This is a genomic window from Clostridium sp. JNZ X4-2 (assembly GCF_054889485.1).
The window spans coordinates 2475348-2495784 of record NZ_CM142685.1; the positions used below are offsets into that span (position 1 = coordinate 2475348).

21 protein-coding genes and 1 riboswitch are annotated in these 20437 nt (G+C 31.5%); of the genes, 7 read left to right on the plus strand and 14 right to left on the minus strand.

Annotated elements, in window-relative coordinates:
- Window positions 1-25: 25 nt before the first annotated feature.
- On the minus strand, window positions 26-1060 hold the full coding sequence (gene aroF / locus ACYUJ6_RS11875; RefSeq protein ID WP_461845499.1) for a 3-deoxy-7-phosphoheptulonate synthase: 1035 nt from the start codon (window positions 1058-1060) through the stop codon (window positions 26-28).
- Between the two features lie 551 nt (window positions 1061-1611).
- Here aroF and ACYUJ6_RS11880 point away from each other — a divergent pair.
- Complete coding sequence (locus ACYUJ6_RS11880) at window positions 1612-2871, plus strand: SH3 domain-containing protein (protein WP_461842988.1); 1260 nt, start codon at window positions 1612-1614, stop codon at window positions 2869-2871.
- Window positions 2872-2998: 127 nt separating this feature from the next.
- Here ACYUJ6_RS11880 and ACYUJ6_RS11885 read toward each other — a convergent pair whose 3' ends face one another.
- The 3 genes from ACYUJ6_RS11885 to ymfI all read right to left on the minus strand — a co-directional run bounded on the left by ACYUJ6_RS11885 (window position 2999) and on the right by ymfI (window position 5182).
- Window positions 2999-3394, minus strand: a complete 396-nt coding sequence (locus ACYUJ6_RS11885; RefSeq protein ID WP_461842989.1) for an SdpI family protein — start codon at window positions 3392-3394, stop codon at window positions 2999-3001.
- A 51-nt stretch (window positions 3395-3445) separates the two neighbouring features.
- Window positions 3446-4282 carry a response regulator transcription factor gene (locus ACYUJ6_RS11890; RefSeq protein ID WP_461842990.1) on the minus strand — a complete coding sequence of 279 codons (837 nt, stop codon included), beginning with the start codon at window positions 4280-4282 and terminating at the stop codon, window positions 3446-3448.
- Window positions 4283-4438: 156 nt separating this feature from the next.
- Window positions 4439-5182, minus strand: a complete 744-nt coding sequence (gene ymfI, locus ACYUJ6_RS11895; protein WP_461842991.1) for an elongation factor P 5-aminopentanone reductase — start codon at window positions 5180-5182, stop codon at window positions 4439-4441.
- A gap of 160 nt (window positions 5183-5342) precedes the next feature.
- On the opposite strand from ymfI, the gene tpx reads away from it, so the two are divergent.
- The 3 genes from tpx (at window position 5343) to ACYUJ6_RS11910 (ending at window position 7892) form a co-directional block, all read left to right on the plus strand.
- Window positions 5343-5837 (plus strand): thiol peroxidase, encoded by a 495-nt coding sequence (gene tpx, locus ACYUJ6_RS11900; RefSeq protein WP_461842992.1) that lies wholly within the window; start codon window positions 5343-5345, stop codon window positions 5835-5837.
- 170 nt (window positions 5838-6007) lie between these two features.
- A riboswitch (glycine riboswitch) is annotated at window positions 6008-6097 on the plus strand.
- A gap of 149 nt (window positions 6098-6246) precedes the next feature.
- The gene (locus ACYUJ6_RS11905; RefSeq protein WP_461842993.1) at window positions 6247-6516 is read left to right on the plus strand and encodes an ACT domain-containing protein; all 270 of its coding nucleotides are present in this window, start codon (window positions 6247-6249) and stop codon (window positions 6514-6516) included.
- Between the two features lie 17 nt (window positions 6517-6533).
- Window positions 6534-7892 (plus strand): DUF711 family protein, encoded by a 1359-nt coding sequence (locus ACYUJ6_RS11910; protein WP_461842994.1) that lies wholly within the window; start codon window positions 6534-6536, stop codon window positions 7890-7892.
- 114 nt (window positions 7893-8006) lie between these two features.
- Here ACYUJ6_RS11910 and ACYUJ6_RS11915 read toward each other — a convergent pair whose 3' ends face one another.
- Both ACYUJ6_RS11915 and trmB read right to left on the minus strand, forming a co-directional pair.
- Entirely contained in the window at window positions 8007-9986 is a 1980-nt protein-coding gene (locus tag ACYUJ6_RS11915; RefSeq protein ID WP_461842995.1) for a methyl-accepting chemotaxis protein, read from the minus strand.
- A gap of 151 nt (window positions 9987-10137) precedes the next feature.
- The gene (trmB, locus tag ACYUJ6_RS11920) at window positions 10138-10773 is read right to left on the minus strand and encodes a tRNA (guanosine(46)-N7)-methyltransferase TrmB (RefSeq protein ID WP_461842996.1); all 636 of its coding nucleotides are present in this window, start codon (window positions 10771-10773) and stop codon (window positions 10138-10140) included.
- Between the two features lie 218 nt (window positions 10774-10991).
- On the opposite strand from trmB, the gene ACYUJ6_RS11925 reads away from it, so the two are divergent.
- Window positions 10992-12113 carry a hypothetical protein gene (locus ACYUJ6_RS11925; protein ID WP_461842997.1) on the plus strand — a complete coding sequence of 374 codons (1122 nt, stop codon included), beginning with the start codon at window positions 10992-10994 and terminating at the stop codon, window positions 12111-12113.
- Window positions 12114-12256: 143 nt separating this feature from the next.
- Here ACYUJ6_RS11925 and ACYUJ6_RS11930 read toward each other — a convergent pair whose 3' ends face one another.
- From ACYUJ6_RS11930 to ACYUJ6_RS11945, 4 genes are all read right to left on the minus strand, one after another.
- On the minus strand, window positions 12257-12907 hold the full coding sequence (locus ACYUJ6_RS11930; protein ID WP_461842998.1) for a site-2 protease family protein: 651 nt from the start codon (window positions 12905-12907) through the stop codon (window positions 12257-12259).
- An 11-nt stretch (window positions 12908-12918) separates the two neighbouring features.
- Entirely contained in the window at window positions 12919-13944 is a 1026-nt protein-coding gene (locus ACYUJ6_RS11935; RefSeq protein WP_461842999.1) for a hypothetical protein, read from the minus strand.
- 35 nt (window positions 13945-13979) lie between these two features.
- Window positions 13980-14987: a phosphodiester glycosidase family protein gene (locus tag ACYUJ6_RS11940; protein WP_461843000.1), complete on the minus strand. Its 1008-nt coding sequence runs from the start codon at window positions 14985-14987 to the stop codon at window positions 13980-13982.
- Between the two features lie 218 nt (window positions 14988-15205).
- Window positions 15206-16582, minus strand: a complete 1377-nt coding sequence (locus ACYUJ6_RS11945; protein ID WP_461843001.1) for a PhoH family protein — start codon at window positions 16580-16582, stop codon at window positions 15206-15208.
- 385 nt (window positions 16583-16967) lie between these two features.
- Between ACYUJ6_RS11945 and ACYUJ6_RS11950 the strand changes: the two genes are divergently transcribed.
- On the plus strand, window positions 16968-17165 hold the full coding sequence (locus ACYUJ6_RS11950; RefSeq protein ID WP_461843002.1) for a small, acid-soluble spore protein, alpha/beta type: 198 nt from the start codon (window positions 16968-16970) through the stop codon (window positions 17163-17165).
- A gap of 74 nt (window positions 17166-17239) precedes the next feature.
- Here ACYUJ6_RS11950 and ACYUJ6_RS11955 read toward each other — a convergent pair whose 3' ends face one another.
- The gene (locus ACYUJ6_RS11955) at window positions 17240-18256 is read right to left on the minus strand and encodes an alpha/beta fold hydrolase (RefSeq protein ID WP_461843003.1); all 1017 of its coding nucleotides are present in this window, start codon (window positions 18254-18256) and stop codon (window positions 17240-17242) included.
- Window positions 18257-18465: 209 nt separating this feature from the next.
- On the opposite strand from ACYUJ6_RS11955, the gene ACYUJ6_RS11960 reads away from it, so the two are divergent.
- Window positions 18466-18852 carry a GtrA family protein gene (locus ACYUJ6_RS11960; RefSeq protein ID WP_461843004.1) on the plus strand — a complete coding sequence of 129 codons (387 nt, stop codon included), beginning with the start codon at window positions 18466-18468 and terminating at the stop codon, window positions 18850-18852.
- A 36-nt stretch (window positions 18853-18888) separates the two neighbouring features.
- Here ACYUJ6_RS11960 and ACYUJ6_RS11965 read toward each other — a convergent pair whose 3' ends face one another.
- From ACYUJ6_RS11965 to ACYUJ6_RS11975, 3 genes are all read right to left on the minus strand, one after another.
- Window positions 18889-19062, minus strand: a complete 174-nt coding sequence (locus ACYUJ6_RS11965) for an aspartyl-phosphate phosphatase Spo0E family protein (protein ID WP_461843005.1) — start codon at window positions 19060-19062, stop codon at window positions 18889-18891.
- Between the two features lie 540 nt (window positions 19063-19602).
- On the minus strand, window positions 19603-19725 hold the full coding sequence (locus tag ACYUJ6_RS11970; RefSeq protein WP_369704931.1) for a hypothetical protein: 123 nt from the start codon (window positions 19723-19725) through the stop codon (window positions 19603-19605).
- A 269-nt stretch (window positions 19726-19994) separates the two neighbouring features.
- The gene (locus tag ACYUJ6_RS11975) at window positions 19995-20192 is read right to left on the minus strand and encodes a cold-shock protein (protein WP_369704932.1); all 198 of its coding nucleotides are present in this window, start codon (window positions 20190-20192) and stop codon (window positions 19995-19997) included.
- Between the last annotated feature and the right edge of the window lie 245 nt (window positions 20193-20437).

The following is a 20437-nucleotide window of genomic DNA, read 5'->3' on the forward strand; positions in this document are numbered from 1 at the left end:
GTATCTCTCCTTTCAATATGTGATTCTATACATTTACTGCCTCATATTGCCTATTCATCTTTACATTTATCATTCTGTTTATATCTTCCATAAGTTCTTGAAATACCTTTGGCTTTATGGACTGCTGTCCGTCACATTTTGCATTGGCAGGATCATTGTGAACTTCTATCATAAGTCCGTCCGCTCCCACTGCTACTGCTGCTTTAGCCAAAGGCTCCACCATCCACCAGATTCCTGCTGCATGACTTGGGTCTACTATTACAGGAAGATGGCTCAATTTTTTTATAGCAGGTATAGCACTTAAATCCAGGGTATTTCTTGTATAAGTTTCAAAAGTTCTTATTCCTCTTTCACAAAGTATTACATTTTCATTTCCGCCGGCCATTATATACTCCGCAGACATGAGCAGCTCCTCAATAGTAGCTGAAATTCCTCTTTTCAGCAAAATAGGCTTTTTTGTTTTTCCCAGCTGTTTTAGAAGTTCAAAGTTCTGCATATTCCTTGCTCCAACTTGTATTACATCCACATCCTCAACAAACTTATCTATCATATCAATGGACATGATTTCTGTTACTATGGGAAGACCTGTTTCTTCTTTTGCTATTTTTAAAAGTTCCAATCCTTTATCTCTAAGCCCTTGAAAACTATAAGGCGAAGTTCTTGGTTTAAAAGCACCTCCTCTTAAAAACTTAGCTCCGCTTTTCTTTACATCTTTTGCAATACTTACAATTTGCTCTTCACTCTCCACAGAGCAGGGTCCTGCTATAACAGCTAATTCATCTCCGCCTATAGCCTCATTTTTTATTTTTACCACGGTATTATCCGGATGAAACAATCTATTGGATAATTTATAAGGCTGCTGCACTTTTTTTACATTTTCCACAAATTCATTAGCTCTAATTTTATCTGCATCAACCTTTGTAGCATCTCCAATAAGACCCAGCAGACAATATTCCTTTCCCTGTATTACATTTACCGATATATTGTTTTCCCCTTCAATTTTTTGTTTCAAGTTAATTATCTCTTCTGCTGGCGACTTTGGTTTCATAATCACAATCATCATAAACTCCTCCTGTAAATAAATTTTAAAAAATAAAAAGGCAAGACCCTTAATGAGTCTTGCCTAAAATTAACCAATTACACTTTTATTTAATATGCAAAAAGTCTTTAATCAACATGTATAACTGTATTCACTCATTAGAAAAGGATTTATATTTTTTTGAAAGCAAAAGTAACCAGCGCTAAAATAAAAATAGCCCCAGCTAAAAGTAAAGTAATAATAATTTTTACTTGCTGCTTTCAATTCCTTTCCAATGATACTTTTCATTTTGCCTTTACCTCCATTATTGATAACAATAAAATCATACAGTACATTAACTTCGTACTATAAATCAATGCAAAATCTATTTGTTCTTAATTATAACAGGTTTCTTTTTTATGTCAACAGCAAATTTAAAATTCATCCTCTGGTTTATTATAGAAAATTTATTCAATTTTATGGAATATTTCCAAAAAATATAGTACAATTAAACTAAATTATTTTCAATTAGCTACGATAATTATTATGGTTTGATAATTTTAGATTAATTTATAATTTTAGGAGGACACAGCATGAATAAGTATAAGAAGTTAGTCTTTGCTTTTTTTATTTCTGCAGCTCTTATGAATAGTAAAAATGTAATGAATACTGTACATGCCTCTGGTATTTTACCAAATATTCAAAGTAGTGCATACACTGCAGTAGGAAATATATTTGCTAAATGCGGATACACAGGACAATGTACCTGGTTTACATATGGAAGGGTCCTTGAAAAGCTTGGAATTTCGCTGCCTTCAGAATTCTATGGAAATGCAGTAGACTGGTGGTATGCCAATGCCAAGGATAACATATATTCCTACGGTTCAGAACCAAAAGCAAATTCTATAATAGTATGGGGCGGCGGCAGTGTTGGTTACGGTCACGTAGGATTTGTAGAAGAAGTGGATGGAGATACAGTATATTTTAACGAGGGCAATTTTAACATAAGAGGAAATTATGATGGAAATATAAAATCTCTTTCAAAGGAAGCAATAAAAAATAGAGGTAATTTATATCTTAAAGGATACATATATGTGGGAGACGGCAAACAATCTTCTCCTGCTTCTTCCACAAGTACAGGCACTTCTGCAAGTACTTCCCAAAGCGGAATTGTAAATATTTCAAATAGCAGTTCAGCCTTGAATATAAGAAACGGAGCAGGCACCTCCTTTGGAATACTTGGAAGTTTAAAAAAGGGACAATCAGTCCAAATAGTGGGTACCGTAGGGAGCTGGTATAAAATTAAATTTAATTCTTCTTACGGATACGTAAGTTCTGCCTACATAAGCTCAAGCGGAAGCAGCACCAATACCTCTAGTGAACAGCCTGCCTCTAATTCATCAGGTCAAACTTCCGGAGGTACAACATCTTCAAAAACAGGTTATGTTAAACTAAGCAATAGTTCTTCTGCCTTGAATTTAAGAACATCACCCCAAGGTTCCATAATCGGCTCTCTTTTAAATGGTGCTTCCGTAAATATTCTAGAAACCAGTGGCAGCTGGTATAAAGTAAGTGCAAATGGCAAAACCGGATATGTATATTCCAATTATATAAGTACTTCCCAATCTGTATCTGAAAATACAGCTGACACTGTGAATGCCAAAACTGGAACTGTAACTTTAAGCGACAAGTCTTCAAAGCTAAATTTAAGAGACAATCCATGGACAGGCCGTATTCTTGCAACTCTCCCTTATGGAAGTAAAGTTACAATTTTAAGTACTGACGGCCGCTGGTATAAAGTTCAGACAGGATCTTTAATTGGCTATGTCCATTCAGATTATATAAAAGTATAGATAATGTTTATGGGAACCCACCTTTTTTTAAAGGATGAGTTCCTCCTAAGCAAATCTATTTGAATTTTCTGCTGAAATAAAAAGAATCTTATATTCTTATTAAGATTCTTTTTTCTAAATAAGTTCATCAGTTATTTACGCTATTTCGTTTTAAATTCTTGGATTCATCAATTCTTTTTCCATTTTTATCAAATATATTTTTTAAGTGTTTTTCCGTAGTAAATACCGTAAATATTAAAACAGGTATAAAACCTATCAATGGAACTAAATAACCTTTACCCTGAAGAAAATAATATCCTACATTACCTAGAATAATCAAAATAATTCCTGCCAATATATATTGATTAGTGGAATATCTGTTTCCTTCATTCCAAGTATCCTGATTTTTCATGGAGATATTAGTTCTATACCCATACCAGGAATTAATTTTTTTAGGCCTTGCTATTTTAGGTATAATTCCAAAAGCCAGAGTTACCAGACCAAATACCAATGAATTTACCACATACTCAGCTCCTTTAAACAAATTAATTTACACCTAATTTAATGATAAAACAACTTTCAAGAAAAAGCTAGTTTATTTTTTATTTATCTTTATCTTAATATTGGAGGTCAATTTATCCAGCAGCTGATCCTTGTCTTTTCCATCATCAGGGAAAGTGACATAACTGTATTCAATATGGTATTCACTATATTTCCCATCTATTTCTTTTATTTTATTGTATATTTCATTAATCCTATTGATAATAAAAAGCATTTTTTCCCTCTGACACTTGGGAATTACACCTACAAAAGTAGAAAATCCATACTTTTCAAATAAATCTGGTGTTTTGAAAATAGGCTTCAATTTTTCATAAAGAGAATCCATCAAGATAAGATAGTTGTCCTTTACATCTATCTTTTCATCCATTTCTGTAGCATACTTTTTTATCAAACTCACCATTATAACTGAAAGTTTCGTATTTTCAGCTTTAGCTTTGATAATTTGTTTTGTAATGTATTGTTGAAAATTCAAATATATTATTTCACCTTGTTCACCTTTGTCCTTACTGGATTTTATAAGATTGTTTATTCTTTCAAGCAACACTTTATTATCAAAAGGTTTTAATATATATTCCGAAGTCCCTTCTTTTATACATTTTATAAATGCACTTCTGGTATTCATCTTTGTAAGTATCATTATGGGAATATTTAAATTTCTGGCCTTTATTTTTCTAAGTACTTCAAAGCCATCCTCATTACTAAGTCCCACTTCCAATATTATTAAACTTATTTCCTTTTTTTTATCATATAACTTGTTAAAGAAATCAAAAGAAGCTCCTGACTCATATACTTGGATTCCTATTTTTTCCAGCATATCCTTCACCCTATACCTTATATAAGCCATATCATCCAATATTATAACTTTACACATAATTATCATCCTATTTTATTAATAATATTTTAATTGCATTTTACCTATTTATTAAATTAAATCTTCCATATCATATTCTTTATTTATCGTTCAATTTAAAGCTTACTTTATAAAAATAATATGCCTATATAAAAATTCACAGGATCTATTGCCTAATTATGACATTCCTCCATCTACAGTTATTACCTGTCCCGTTATATAGGATGATGATTCTCCTGCCAGGAAGCACACTGCCTTTGCTATATCAATGCCGCTTCCAAATCTTCCTGTAGGTATTTCTTCCAATAGACTTTCTTTATCTTCAGCTTTTAAACAAGAATTCATCTGGGTATCTATTACTCCAGGCGCAACTGCATTTACCCTAATATTGGATGGTGCCATTTCTTTTCCAAGAGATTTAGTAAAAAGGTTTATTGCTCCTTTAGTGGCAGAATAAATTGTTTCACAAGAAGCACCCACATTTCCCCACATAGATGAAATATTTATTATGGAACCGCTTTTCCTTGGAATCATGTATTTTAATGCCCAATGGGTACAATTGAGCATTCCCTTGAAATTAACATCTATTATAGAATTCCATTCATCCTGCTGCATATCTGCAAAAAGTCCTATATGACAAACTCCTGCATTATTTACCAGTATATCTATTTTGCCCATCTTATCCATAGTATTTTTTATCATTCTTTCAGCATCACTGTATAAACTCACATCTCCCTGTAGAACCACTCCCAAAGAGCCTGCCTGCTTAACCATCTCCAGAGTCTTATATGCTCCCTTTTCATCCTGCTTAAAATTTATTACTACGCAGGCTCCGCACTTTGCCATATTTACGGCAGTACTCCTTCCTATTCCCCTTGATGCTCCAGTGATTACAACTACTTTTCCTCCTAAATCTTCCATCTTAAAATTCCTGCTTTCTAAAAAAATTTGATTTTAACTGTGGTTTCAATTAATATTATACATTAAATTTAAATTATTGTTAATTTGCATATTTTATACATTTGTGCTACTATAGTAGATAACAATTATTAATTAGTATTTTTTGTTTGGAGGGATATATATGAGGTTAAAATTTCAGGGAAAACCTGTGAAGGTTTCCGGCAATATTCTTAAAGTTGATGATACAGTACCTGACTTTGCTGTTATAAACAACTCAATGGATACCATTTCTTTAAAAGATACTAAGGGAATTAGAATATTTTTGACAGTGCCTTCTATAGATACACCTGTTTGTGATTTAGAAACCAGAACTTTCAATGAGAATACATCAGAAATTCCCGGTGTAACTGTATATACAATATCTATGGATTTGCCTTTTGCTCAAAATCGATGGTGTGCCGCTAACGGAATAAAAAATATAATTACAGTATCAGACTTCAAGGACAGATTATTTGGTAAAAACTTTGGAACATATATGGATGATCTTGGTCTTTTAGCTAGGGCTGCTTTTGTAGTGGACAGCACAAATAAAATTGTCTATGTAGAATACGTTCCCGAAGTTACACATCAGCCAAATTTTGATGCCATACTAGCTGCTGCTAAAAAGGCAAAATAATATAATAAAGCAGAAAGCTTGCTGAGCTTTTAAATAAACCGGGTAACCTTTTTATTTTTTACTGTAAAACTGTATTTGAATTAATCCATAAAACATGTTATAATCACTTTAATAATTTAATAGGCTGGATGAAGTTAACGGAATATATTTATAGTTTATAAACCGTTATCAGACAAGCCTCTGGAGAGACTCTTAAGGAGCGCCGAAGGGGAAAGCTAATTATAGCGAAACTCTCAGGTAAAAGGGACAGGGGACTTTATATTTAATATAGTAGATCTTGGTATTTACTATTTTAAAGTCTTGTTTACCAGAGATTAATTTCATTTTAATCTCTTTTTATTTTTCCCCCCCTAAATGGTTATCTTCCAGTAAAAGCTTTTAACTAAATATTAAGGAGATGGATAGGACAATGAAGGCATTTATAACGGTACTTGGAAAAGATAAGGTAGGTATTATTTACAAAATAACTTCTGTATTATTTCAAAATAATATAAATATTTTGGATATTAATCAAACTCTAATAGAAAATTATTTTACCATGATAATGCTTGTAGACTTAAGTAAAATGAAAACAGATTTTACAAGTATAAAAAATGCTCTTGAAAACAAAGCTAAAGAAATAGGTGTTGTGGTTAAAATTCAAAGGGAAGACATATTTACTTCTATGCAAGAAATTTAGACTGGGGTGTGAATTAAATGATAAATACTAAAAATATAATGGAAACAATAAATATGATAGATAAAGAAAACCTGGATATAAGAACTATCACCATGGGTATATCCCTTATGGACTGTATCGATAGTGACGGGGATAAAGCACGGATAAAAATCTATGATAAAATAACCAGATATGCTGAAAATTTAGTTAAAACTGCAGAGCAAATTGAAACGGAATATGGCATACCCATAATACACAAAAGAGTGTCCGTATCCCCTATCTCCCTTGTAGCTCAAGCAACTTCAGATACAGACTATGTAGAATTTGCAAAAGTCCTAGATAAGACCACCGAAACTCTCGGTATAGATTTTATTGGAGGTTTTTCAGCACTTGTACATAAAGGTTATTCCAAAGGTGATAAAATACTTATAAAATCTATACCTGAAGCACTTGCATCCACCAAAAAAGTATGCTCTTCAGTAAATGTAGCAACTACAAAAGCAGGAATAAATATGAATGCAGTAAAGGATATGGGAAAGGTAGTAAAGAGGACTGCCTATCTCACTAGAAAAGATGACAGCATAGGTTGTGCCAAACTTGTAATATTTTCAAATGCTGTTGAGGATAATCCCTTTATGGCAGGAGCATTTCACGGCATTGGAGAGGCGGATGCAATAATAAACGTAGGTGTCAGCGGTCCCGGTGTTGTAAAATCTGCATTGGAAGAGGTAAAGGCTGGGAGCTTTAATGCAGTAGCGGAAACTATAAAAAAGACTGCCTTTAAGATAACTAGAATGGGTCAATTGGTAGCCGGTGAAGCCTCAAGAAGATTAAATGTACCCTTTGGTATAGTTGATCTGTCTCTGGCCCCAACACCTGCCGTAGGAGATAGTGTTGCAAGAATTCTTGAAGAAATGGGACTGGAGAGCTGTGGATGTCCAGGTACAACAGCAGCCCTTGCGCTTTTAAATGATTCTGTTAAAAAAGGCGGTATAATGGCTGCTTCCCAGGTTGGAGGGCTTAGTGGTGCCTTTATACCTGTAAGTGAAGATGAGGGAATGATAAATGCAGTAAATGCAGGTTCCCTTAATTTGGAAAAATTAGAAGCCATGACCTGTGTATGTTCTGTAGGACTTGACATGATAGGAATACCAGGAGATACCCCTGAATCCACCATATCTGCCATAATTGCAGATGAAGCTGCCATTGGAATGATAAACAGTAAAACAACTGCTGTACGGCTGATTCCCGTTTACAATAAATCCGTAGGAGAAGAAGCCAATTTCGGGGGTCTTCTGGGAAAAGCCCCCATAATGCCTGTAAGTAAATTCTCCAGTGAAATTTTCATAAATAGAGGTGGAAGGATTCCCGCTCCGATTCACAGTTTTAAAAACTGATACTATTTTGCCTCAAACATATAAAGATTTATATATTAAAAAACTGGTTATATATAACCAGTTTTTAATTTTTATATAGGGGATGATATTAATAAAATCACCCTGAACATAAAATTAAATTTTAAATTTTTGAATGACTTCATTGAGTTTTTGAGCCTGATCGGATTGATCCCTTGCAGTTTTATCAACCTGTATCATGCCCTGCGTTGCATCATTTATAATATCCTGAATTTCATTAGTACTTTCTGAAGATTTTTGTGCAATGCCAGCCATATTGCTAATTGCCTTGGTCACTTCATTTACAGTATTCTTTATTTCCTCCGTCATTAAGGATAATTGTTTTAAAGAGTCAGATGTAAATTGAGAATCTCCATAATATTTTTCTCCAGTACTCAGGTATTTATCCAATTGAACATTTATATTTTCATCAATAAATTTTAAAATTTCATAGCTGGTATCTGAAAGGTTTTTAAAGGCATCTTGAACCTTTACTACAACATTTTGAATTGTAGAAACTGTTTCTGAAGATTGTTCCGCCAATGTCCTCACTTCTTCAGCAACTACTGCAAATCCTTTACCATGTTCACCTGCTCTTGCAGCTTCAATAGCTGCATTTAATGCCAGCAAATTAGTCTGCTCTGCAATATCTGCTATTACATCCGCCATTTCTTTTATCTTTGAAACCACATTTCCATCATCTATGGCTTTTAATATATTTGTCTGTTCATTCTGATAGATGCTTTTACATTCCTTTATTGCATTTTGAGCATTTTCTTGAACGGAAAGAGCATTTTCCTTGGATTCCTTTGCATTGTTATTTACATTCATGGCCTGATTTGACAATTGATTTATATTGGAATCTATCTCTTCTACAGATGCTGTAACTTCTTCAGCTGAAGCTGTTGTCTCCTGGGAACCATTTACTATATTATTTATGGAGTTGTTTATATTTTTAAATTTAGATGTCATTTCCTGAACAGTTGCCGAAAGTTCCTCACTTGAGGCACTCATATTCTCAGAATTGTCAATTATAGTCTTAACTAATGATTTCACATTTTCCTGAGCCGTATTAAGTGAAAGTGCTGTATCTGCAAACTCATCCTTTCTCTTTATAATTATAGGAGTACTAAAGTCACACTCTGATAATCTTTTAGCAAATCCCTGTATCTGTGTTAAAGGTTTAGTTGCATATTTTGAAATAAATACCCCGCATATAACAGCTATAATTAACATAATTAACAGGACTATACCGGCTGTGGTAATGCTGGCATTTAACCCCCGGAAATAATCGCTTTTAGGAATAACAGTTACAACTATCCATCCAGTTTCTTTTGACTGATTAAATCCAGCTATTTTTGATTCTTTCCCACTTCCATACTTTATATTTCCATGCTTTTCACTTAAAATAGATTGTCCCGATGGAATTTCTTCTTTTATATTTTTCGTCACCTTGCTCTTATCGGGATCTGCAATAATTGTACCATTTGTTGAAACCAATATGGCATACCCACTTTTCCCCACCTTAGTTGCAGATAGCTTGTCTCTTAATGTGGACAAATCAATATCAAATCCCACAGCCCCTTTTCTTCCATCATTAAAACTTACTTTTTTAGCAATAGTTATAATAATTTTACCTGTAAAAGCATCCTTATAGGGTTCAGTTACAGATACCTGTCCATTTGCAGACATTGCATCTTTATACCACTGCCTGGATGTGGGATCATATCCCTCAGGGAATTTAACAGTTTCAGGATATATAGTCATCTGTTTAGTCTCGTCAGCCACATATGACTGCATTATATCTTTATTGCTTTGTGTTATACTTCCCAGTGCATTGATAACATCACTTTTATTTTGTGAAAACACATCCTTGTTAATTGATAATGATTGTAACTCCTCTTTCAACGAAAGATTATGTAAATCTATATATGAAACTTTTTCATTTGATATTTGATATGTAAGCTCATCTGCATTATCACTTACAATTTTAGATGAGATGAGAAAAGAAAAAAGCGATATTATAAGCAGCGGTATTGCAACTAGTAGTATTAATATACCAATTAGTTTATGATGTAACGACATTTTATTTACCATAGTTCAATATTCCCCCTATTAATTACATAATTATTTATATACTACCATATTATACATTTAAAATCTATGAAACATTAAATGCTTCTTCAATTCACAACACACAATTATACATTAAATATTTAAAAATTTTGTATAAATATCTTCAACCCGATTACATCATCTTAGCTATAAGAAACATAATCTTCATACCAAGTGCAGTGAATTTTTCCTCATATTCCGTAGCTGCATTTTCATCAAAATTACTGCTGTGCAGATCATAGGTTAAATACTCTATTTTATACCCGCTCTTTGGAAAATACTCCTGAGACTCTTCAAAAAGTCCCCTGTCATCTGTCTTAAACCATATTTCACTTCCTGGCTTTAAAAAGTTCTTATACATATTTAAAAATACAGTGTGAGTAAGTCTCCTCTTTTTTTGTCTTCTCTTAGGCCATGGATTGCAAAAGTTTATATATATTCTTCCAATCTCCCCCTTATAAAAAACTTTTTCAATCTGACTTATATTCATAGGTAATATCCGTACATTTTCTATTTCACTTTCTTCTGCTTTCTTCAGCGCATATATTAAAACTTCGTCCTTTAAATCAATTCCTATATAATTTATATCCATATTATTCATGGCCTGAGTACATAAAAACTTACCTCTTCCACATCCCAATTCCAGGTATATTTTATTATTATTTTTAAATTCTTCATTCCACCTGCCCTTATATTTTTCAGGTTCTGTTATAACAAAAGAGCTGGCTTCCATCTTAGGCCTGGCCCACCATTTTTTTCTCAGTCTCATATTGCAAAATTCCTTTCTTTATTTATAGTGCATAGCTTATTTTAGCTAAAGATGTAATGCGTATTTTATATTTATTAATTAAATACAAAATATATTATCTATTTTAATATAAAAACTGTCAATAATATTTTCAAAATACACTTTATTAAAGTTTTTTTTACAGTATACGATAATAAAAATTAATCATATTATATAATAATATTCGGGTTGTGAAAATTATGGAATACTTTGTTGAAGAACTTAAAAACAAGAAGATAATTAGTAAAGATGACATAGAAATTCTCAAAAATTATATTAACCAAAAATATCTTAAAGTTGATTCAAAAGGAAAGGCAAAAATGCTTTCCAATACTATACATCATATTTTAGATACAAACTTAAAGGATCTTCCTGAAAATTATAGACAATCCATAAAACTGGATATTTTAAAAACAACTCTTTTTCAAAACAAAAAATCTATCTTCATGTATGACATATTCGAGTGTTGTATGAAAAATGAATTTGTTAAAAAAAACTTTAAAAGAGAACTTATTCAGTGGGTAAACAATAATATTGAGAATAAAATTAAAGAAATCGATTTGAGTACTTATGAAAAAAATACAGAATACATTCCAATTTTAAAAGAAAAACCAAGTGCAAAAACAGGAGCATTTCCCACATCAATTGCACAGAATGAAAATACTTCTAATCATTCTCTGCCCTTTGGGTTAAAATCTCCGAAAAAACTTTTAGCAGTCATTACTGCATCTATTTTAGCCGTTGGTATATTAGGACAGCTGATTTTTAAATCACCCTTTAATATAATTGGTTTTTCCCGAAATGACAGTATCCATTTAGAAAATTTCATTGATAGAATAACTCTACAAAATTATAAAATAAACTTTCCCAATGTATATCTTCCTGAATACTTAAAATATCAAAATATAGATAAAAATAAATTAAAATCTTATTTAAGCACTCGAAATTCACTGCTATGTAAAGAGCCCTATTTTTCTACCATAATTAATACCTCAAAGGAATTTAATTTAAACCCTATTTTATTATTTGCTATAACGGGCCAGGAACAAAACTTTGTTCCTGCAAATACATCCGATGCTTACAAAATGGCTAACAATCCATTTAATGTATATCACAGCTGGCAGGAGTACAACACTGATATAGGTGATTCCTCCAGAATAGCTGCCCGTACAATTATAAATTTATCCATAAACAAGCCAAAAGAAAATAACCCTTTTATGTGGATAGGTAAAAAATATGCTGAAGATGAAAACTGGGGAAAAGGTGTTCAATCTATATTCGAAGAAATAAATCATTATTATGTGATTCACAGTGAAAGATAATGTAATTCTTAGATATAGTTTGGTTTTCTCATAAGAAATACTTCCCGCACCAAACCTTGAATGAAATTTATCCAGAAACACAACATTGCTTATGTCCCTGCTTTATGAAGCTGGGATATAAGCAATGACAAAAATGGGATAAATTAAAATATGCTATTGGCTATATTGATAAAAGCCCGATATATCATAAAAGATGGAACACCCACTATATATCTTGCCAGTGGAGTAGCCACAAACAACACCAATATAACAAATTGGTATCTGTATATACTGCCCGATATCCTATAAAACAGTGAAGGGAAAATGTCCCTCAATATATGAAACCCATCTAACCCAGGTATTGGTATTAGGTTGAATACAAACAACATACAGTTTATATTTACGATATACAATATAATTTTAGTCAATATGTTAAAAGTTGAAGAAGTTCCTATGGACAATCTTTCGAATTTATATAACAACACCACCAGAATGGCAGCTAAAAAAGCTATTATCAAATTTGCCAGCGGACCTGCAATGGATACCTTCAAATCATCTGCATTCCTATTTTTAAATGCATTTGGATTGATTTCAACTGGTTTGGCCCAGCCAAATCCCGCCAATAGTATCATTATAAATCCTATAATATCTACATGTGCAAATGGATTTAATGTAAGCCTTCCTTGAAACTTAGGAGTTTTATCTCCCAACTTATCTGCCACAGCTGCATGTGCAAATTCATGAAATGCAAATCCAATAAGTATAGCAGGTATTATAAGTATTTTTTCCAATATAGCTTCAGTCAAATATTTCATTCCCTTCTTTTTTAATTTAATGATGCCTTTTCCAATTGACCATTACTTACAGATGCAATTCCGCCTTCAAATATTTGTATGAAATTTCCCTTATATGTATACTGTTTTCCAGTTTCAACTTGAGTAACAACGCCTTTTAGGTTGTCATTTATGTATATCTTTCCTGAAGGCATTACGAATATGTTATCTTTATCTACAGATTGATTTAAATTTATGCTTCCATAATTATTTTCATCTGTATCTATATTGCCATAATAAATATTTGATATCTTGCCATTTTCTTCATCCCCTATATAGATTTTATCATTTTCATCCGATCCTATCCATGCGGGATTTTTAACTCCCTTAATTGTAATAGGATTTTCCCTGCCTGTAACATATATATTGTGATATATATCATCTCCATATATAAGCTTGTCATCAAGGGATAGAATTCCTATTTTACCTATTATATAAGATCTTGTAGATATTTTTTGCATATCATTCATTATATTTATTCTGTATATATTGGTTCTCCGCCCTTTACTTTCCATTTTAACATATATTACATTTGTAAAAGGAGATTCCTGTATATCATCAATCTTAGCCCTTTTATCAGACCAGTCCAATTCTTTAATATCTTCTTTTATATCTTTATCTGCCTCATAGTAAGACAAATTAAATTTAGAATTTCCACTGGAATCTTCCTTTTCTGCTATAAGCATTCTATTTCTATCCTTAAGCCATTTATAAAAAGACACCTTCACTCCATTTTTAAATTCTACACTTTTTTCATCTCCAGTTTTTGAATCTACAACTTTTAAAATATCTCCCTGGTAGTAAGCCAGATATTTGCCATCAAAGGAAACGCTAACATTTTTTGCATCCTGTGGTACTTTTATAACTGCATCTTCTTTTTTAGGTTCACTTTTTAAAATCTTTTTGGTTTTTATTTCAGTTTGAGAAGATAAAAAATAATTATTTATATAAAACAATCCTGCAAATTGTATTGCCAGTGATACAGCCACCCAAACAATAATTCTTTTAAAAGCCTTCATCTCACACTCCCCTTTAATAATTATACAATAAGTTTCTATGGCTTTACATAAATAGCAGATGGAACAGATCTTTCACCTAGAGGATCACAGGTATTGTTTATTACTTCTCCTTCGTAATACATGGTAGAAGAAGAACCTCCATCCAAATTTGTAGCATTTATTGCACCATATTTAATCATTATATTTTGAACATCTTTTAAGGAAGCTCCTACACTTTTAGTTTGACGTCCATCTATAACAAGAAAAAGCATAGCTCCATCTGACCTTTGACCTATTGCAGTTCTGGGAGCTATTCCCCAGCCGCCGTCTCCAGATTTTATAGTACCCTTTCCATTTACCACTAAAGCAGGTCCAAAAGATATAGCTTCTGTAACACCTTTTTCTTTCATTTCGTTCAAACTATGATTTCCCACTAAAAGCTGCCCTTTATTTGTAATTGCCATTACTTCTGATTTCTGATTATTATCACTTATATCATTGGCAACAATATTTCCGCTGCTCATAAGTATACCTGTAGGTTTTCCTCCTGTGCCAGTCCACTTGCTGTTGCTAGAGGAACTGTCCTTAAATCCCCCTCCATTTATAGCAGCTACGGCATTATTATCCTTTGCTATTCTGCTTGTAAGTTCTCCTGCAACTCCTAATTTCCTGCTGTATCCAACTTTAATCCTTGTAGGATCATGAATTATCAATATGTATCCTCTAAATTTTCTGCCATCGGTTATATCTTCCCTTTCTATGCTGCTGTCATGTTTATTTTCAAAACTTAAGGGTTTTACATTATCTTGTTCTACATTTTCAGCTGTATTCCCAGCCACTATTTTTTGTATATCATTATCTGATAAAAATAATTTTGCAATATATTGATGGCTTAAAGTTGTCATGGATGCACCTACTACTGTTCTCTTTACATTATCAAAAGGACCATAAAATATCAAAAAAGGGACAGTAATTCCCGTGAATATACATTCAAACAGTAAAAAACAAAATATCAGTTTCAGCACTGATTTCTTTTTTTTATCTGCTGTTTTTCTTTTTTTCATATATTTAAACCTTTCCTTTCCAAAAAATATATGTTAAATTAAAATTATATCTTTCAATATTGTACAATAAACGATAAAATTTTTAAATAGAAATAATTATAAATATTAAAAATTCCCTAAAAAGCAGTAAATAAAAAAGATATTTACTATGGTAATGTATAATATTCCCATAGTAAAGTATCTTTATATGGTATGATTGTATTCAAAATTATTTCAGTTTATAATCTCTTGGAGGCCTCATAGGCCAGAGGTGATCTTTCACATTCATCATGTTTCAAGGTAACCTGATAACATAGATGACTTCCCTTCATCTTTTCCGAGGCATAACATAATCCATTGGATCTGGAATCCAAAAATGCCTGATCTATTTGCTCTGGATCTCCTATTAGCAATAACTTAGTGCCTGTTCCAACTCTAGTTATTATAGCTTTTACCTGTTTAGGAGTTAAATTTTGAGCTTCATCAACTACAAGCCAGTTTTTTGTAATGGATCGCCCTCTTAAATACCCCACTGCTTCCGTAGTTATAATTCTTCTGTCAAACAGTTCCATTACCTTATCCTCAAGTTCTTTTTCATTTTTATATCTTTCTTTTTCATCAGAATCCACTAATATCTCCAGATTATCCAATATGGGTCTCATAAAGGGAAATATTTTCTCCTGTTCCGTACCCGGTAAAAATCCTATATCTTCATCCATGGTGACATTGGGTCTGCATACCAACATTTTTCTATACTTTCTATTATCCTCCTCCATCATGTTATGAAGTCCAACTGCTAATGAAAAAAAAGTTTTTGCCGTTCCCGCAGGACCTTTTATTATCACAAGAGGAGCTTTTTCCGCATCTGTAAGAAGAGCTTCCAGCATAAACTTCTGACCCACATTTCTTGGATTTATTCCCAGCGGCGAACTGGCTTTAAAATAAAGCTGGACAATTTTTTTGCCGTCAAATCTTCCAAGAGCAGTTTGTCTGGGCTGATCAAAGCAATGTATTATAACAAATTCATTAACGTAGAGAACTGGTGTAAAATATTTCTCGGTTTCTTCATTATAGCAAGTGATCTTATCAGTTTCTATATACTTATCTCTATAAAAACCTGCTATGTTTTGTTTTGATGTGTACACATCTATTCTTCCCGTATATTGACTTTCATCTTCTGGAACAACCTTTTCATAAAAGTCTTCTACATCTATATTAATTATATCAGCTTTAATTCTTTCAAAAATATCTTTTGTTATTAAGCAGACATTTTCACCCTGTTCCTTAAGACCTTTACATACCTGCATTATTCTGTTATCGGGCTTACTCTTATCCCAAGCCGGAGGTAACTCCACATCATAATGATTCATTTCAACTCTGAACTTTCCGCCAGATGGCAATTGTACTCCATTATTAAGTTTTCCTTTTTTTCTAAAACCATCTATCAATCTGGCCGCATGTCTGGCATTTGCACCCAGATCATTCTTGTCCTTTTTAAATCCATCCAGTTCCTCAAGTACAACTTCAGGTATGACTACATCTCCATCTTCAAAAGACAATATAGCTCCTGATGAATACAGAATAACATTGGTATCTAAAACATAAGTCTTTTTCAAAGTCATTCCTCCCCTCTCTCTCATTATTATAATATATTCGTCTGAACATATAAATGCATTGATTTCTTATGCAATTGCATTTATTCATAAATATATCTTTATTTAATTATTAAAAAGTAAGCGCTGGTTATTCCCAATGCTTACTTTTTTAAGGGAGATCTATATAATTAAGTTATTCGCTTATTACAGTTATTATTTTATACAATGGCTGTGTCAATACTGTGTCATAGATGTTAAATAAATATTTACTTCTTTAATATTTTATGAACATTTCAGTTTTACAATTATACCCTGGTATCCATTTAATTACCTGGAGTAATTTTTAGAAGAATGCACAAACTTTAATTGTAAGCAGTAAGGTTTACTATTAAAAGAGGTGAATATTATGGCATATAGTAGTAATAAATTAGTAATTCCCCAAGCTAGGGAAGCTTTAAACCGATTTAAGATGGAATCGGCAAAAGAAGTTGGAGTAAACTTAAAAGAAGGTTATAATGGAGACTTAACTTCCAGGGAAGCTGGCTCAGTAGGTGGAAATATGGTAAAGAAAATGATTGAAGCCTATGAACAAAATCTAAAGTAATTCAGAGGGTATATTTCAAAATAATGTTTTGAAATATACCCTCTATCTATAAAGCTGAACCAATTAAAAAATTTTTAGTGAAGGAAATTGTATTTATAGATTGAACGTTTATATTTTTCATTCAAACCATCTTTAGGCTTATTTATATGCTTACCTCCACTTTTTAGATAATTGACAACATAGTTTCTCATTGCATTCATTGCATCAGGATCCCTAACCATATCACCATGAGCATAATTGGTTTGTATTACACTGAACCTCCTATTAACATCATCAAATTTATCACTTTTTTTATTTAAGAAATTAACTAAATCTGATACATTATTCTCTGTAATATCCGGAAGTAATTTGGCTTTGTCAGGATCAATCCCAAACTCTGAAGGATCTTCTTTAATCATTGAAATAATCCCTGCTAAAGAAGGTGTACCAGTTGAAGGATCTCCGGTAAAATTTTTGCCGTTTCCTGCAAGCAGCAATACATCTTTATTGATGTCCCAGGTCTTAGTAATATCATTATTCCATGACATATCCATGTATTGTAAAAATTCATTATATGACAAACGGGATTCTGGCTCATACTCCAAAATATTCATGGTATCTTCCGTCACATTAAACCTTTCAAGATCACTATAATTGTAATATGCTCTGTCAAGTAATACAATATCTTTTACCCTATCAGGATATTTTTGAGCGAACATCATTGCTGTATCTGCTCCAAAGGAATGTCCAACTAAATGCACCTTTTTTATGCCATAGGAATCTAATACCGCTTTTATTGAATCCAGCTGAGTATTCCAGCACATACATGGTACATGTCCGCTATTGCCATGATCTAAATAATCTAATGTTATTGTCATATATGGATTACTCTGATTATACAGAAATTGGCCATGGCTATGATTCCCCCCCAATCCATGCAGGAATATAATTGCTTCATTTGCATTTGAATGATAATTATAAACTTCAGTATATATTTTCACTCCCTTGTAGTTAACATATTTTTGCCTGATGCTGTCATCTGCCCTGCAAGGCATTATTATAAAGCTTAAAATTAAAATGGTTATAAAACTTGATGTAAAAATTTTCTTCATATATATCCCCCCGAAAACAAGTATTTTTAACTTAATATTCTACAGCAGCCTTTAAATTCCTGCAAGCTTTTACAACAACAATAAGAATATGAGCTATTTTTTTAATATATTGGCGATTAATTTTTAAGAAGATATTAAGAATACTATACTAAAATTTTTTATAAAGTTATACTCATTTTAGATAATAAGAAATATTTATGGAGATAGAGATGTTTTTAAACTTATTATTAAAAAGAAAACAATTTATAAAATATGTTATTTCAGGAACTTTAAATACAGCCATAACTTTAATTGTTTATAATATTCTCATAAAAGTTGATATTAACTATATAGCTTCAAATGTTACAGCATATTCTCTTGGAATTATAAATGGATTTATCTGTAATAAACTTTGGGTGTTTAAGTCCAATGGAAATATAAGTACTTTATTTGTTAAATTTATTATTGTGAATTCAATATCACTTATTTTCAGTACTATAATTTTAATTTTTTTAGTTAATACCTTACATTTTAATAAAATATTATCTCAATTAATGTCTACTGCTATTACAGGTGTGCTTAATTATGTATTGAATAAATTATGGACATTTTCTTAGTTATATATAAAAGAGAGGCCGGAGCCTCCCCTTTTTTTACTTGTCCATTCTTTTGTTAATTGCCTTGCTGTATTCATTTAAAATCAAATCCAGCTTTTGACTTTCAGCAATTATTTCTGAATCCAGTAAATTCCCATTTTGTCTAATTGCCTGCAATAACTCAGTCCTTAATTTTTCTACTTCTTTTAATATTTTGTCAATTTTAGACATAAAAAACACCTCCTTTCTCAAATCAGTATAGAAAAGAAAGTGTTTTTTATAAATATATAAATTATTTATTTTATGAAATATATTAATAAGCATCAGTAAAAACTGATGCTTATTAATTGATAGTACACTTTTAAGGAGCTCTACATAATATTTTATTTCTCTAAGGTTTATTCCTTAGGGTACTTACTATGATACCCAATAACTGTGGCAGCATAGTGTCAGACTTGTTAATTAACTGTTTACTTTTTGAATATCCTGTAAATGCCAATACAAATTCTATTATTTGCAAATGTCTCTCAACCAATTACTTTATAGAATTATTACCTATTCACAAAGTTAAACTACCAAACAGCATATATAATATGACAAGTATAAAGAGCCTTTGTCTTTCAGTCAGCTCTAAATTATTCAATTCAGTACCTGCATTAAACTCCAGCTCTTTATTTATTTTATTATTTTTATTAAAATAAGGTTCCACTATTTTTCTACATTACCATCTGTTCATCTCTTTTATTATTCTATACATAAAAAAGAAGGTAGTTAATCCTTCTTCTCATCATCTTTCTCTATTTTATTACTGTCATTTTTTTCCTCATTTTTATTGAGCAAATAACTAAAATCAGTTAATTCCCTATTCTTACCTTTAATATTTTTACGTCCCAAGTAAATCACCTCTTATTTATAGTATAACCCATAATCTAGATTAATACTAATATTATAGAATCTATTTTTTAATAAGAAAATAAACACCTGGTATTCTCCAAATGTCTACTCTCCCCTCTAAGTATTAATCTTAGGACAAGTATTATTATAAGCGTAAATATTTTCCAAATCAAGGATTAATTTCTACAAATTAAAATTAAAAATATTCATTCATTTTTAAACAGCAAAAATCCCTTAGATATATATCTAAGGGATAAAATATTTACTAATTAAAGAACAGTAATATTTTCTGCCTGTGGTCCTTTTTGTCCCTTACCTTCATCATAAGAAACTTTTTGACCTTCATCAAGTGATTTATAACCATCTGAATTTATTTGAGAAAAATGTGCAAAAATATCTTTTCCATCTTCTCCTGTAATAAATCCAAATCCTTTATCTCTGTTAAACCATTTAACTGTACCAGTCATATACTAATACCTCCAATTTTATTTTCTTAAATTTTTTGTAATAAACCTAACCAAATAAAATTTCGATATTAATATACTATATTATTAAGTACTTACTGAAATATATTCGTGTTTAAATTAATTACTATTCATTTAAGTTACTGATAAATTATAACACATATTACTGAATAAAGCAAGCTAAATATTTTTTGACCATTTTAAATATTATATTCTGGAGGTTGCACTTATATTTAAGGTGCCCTGCA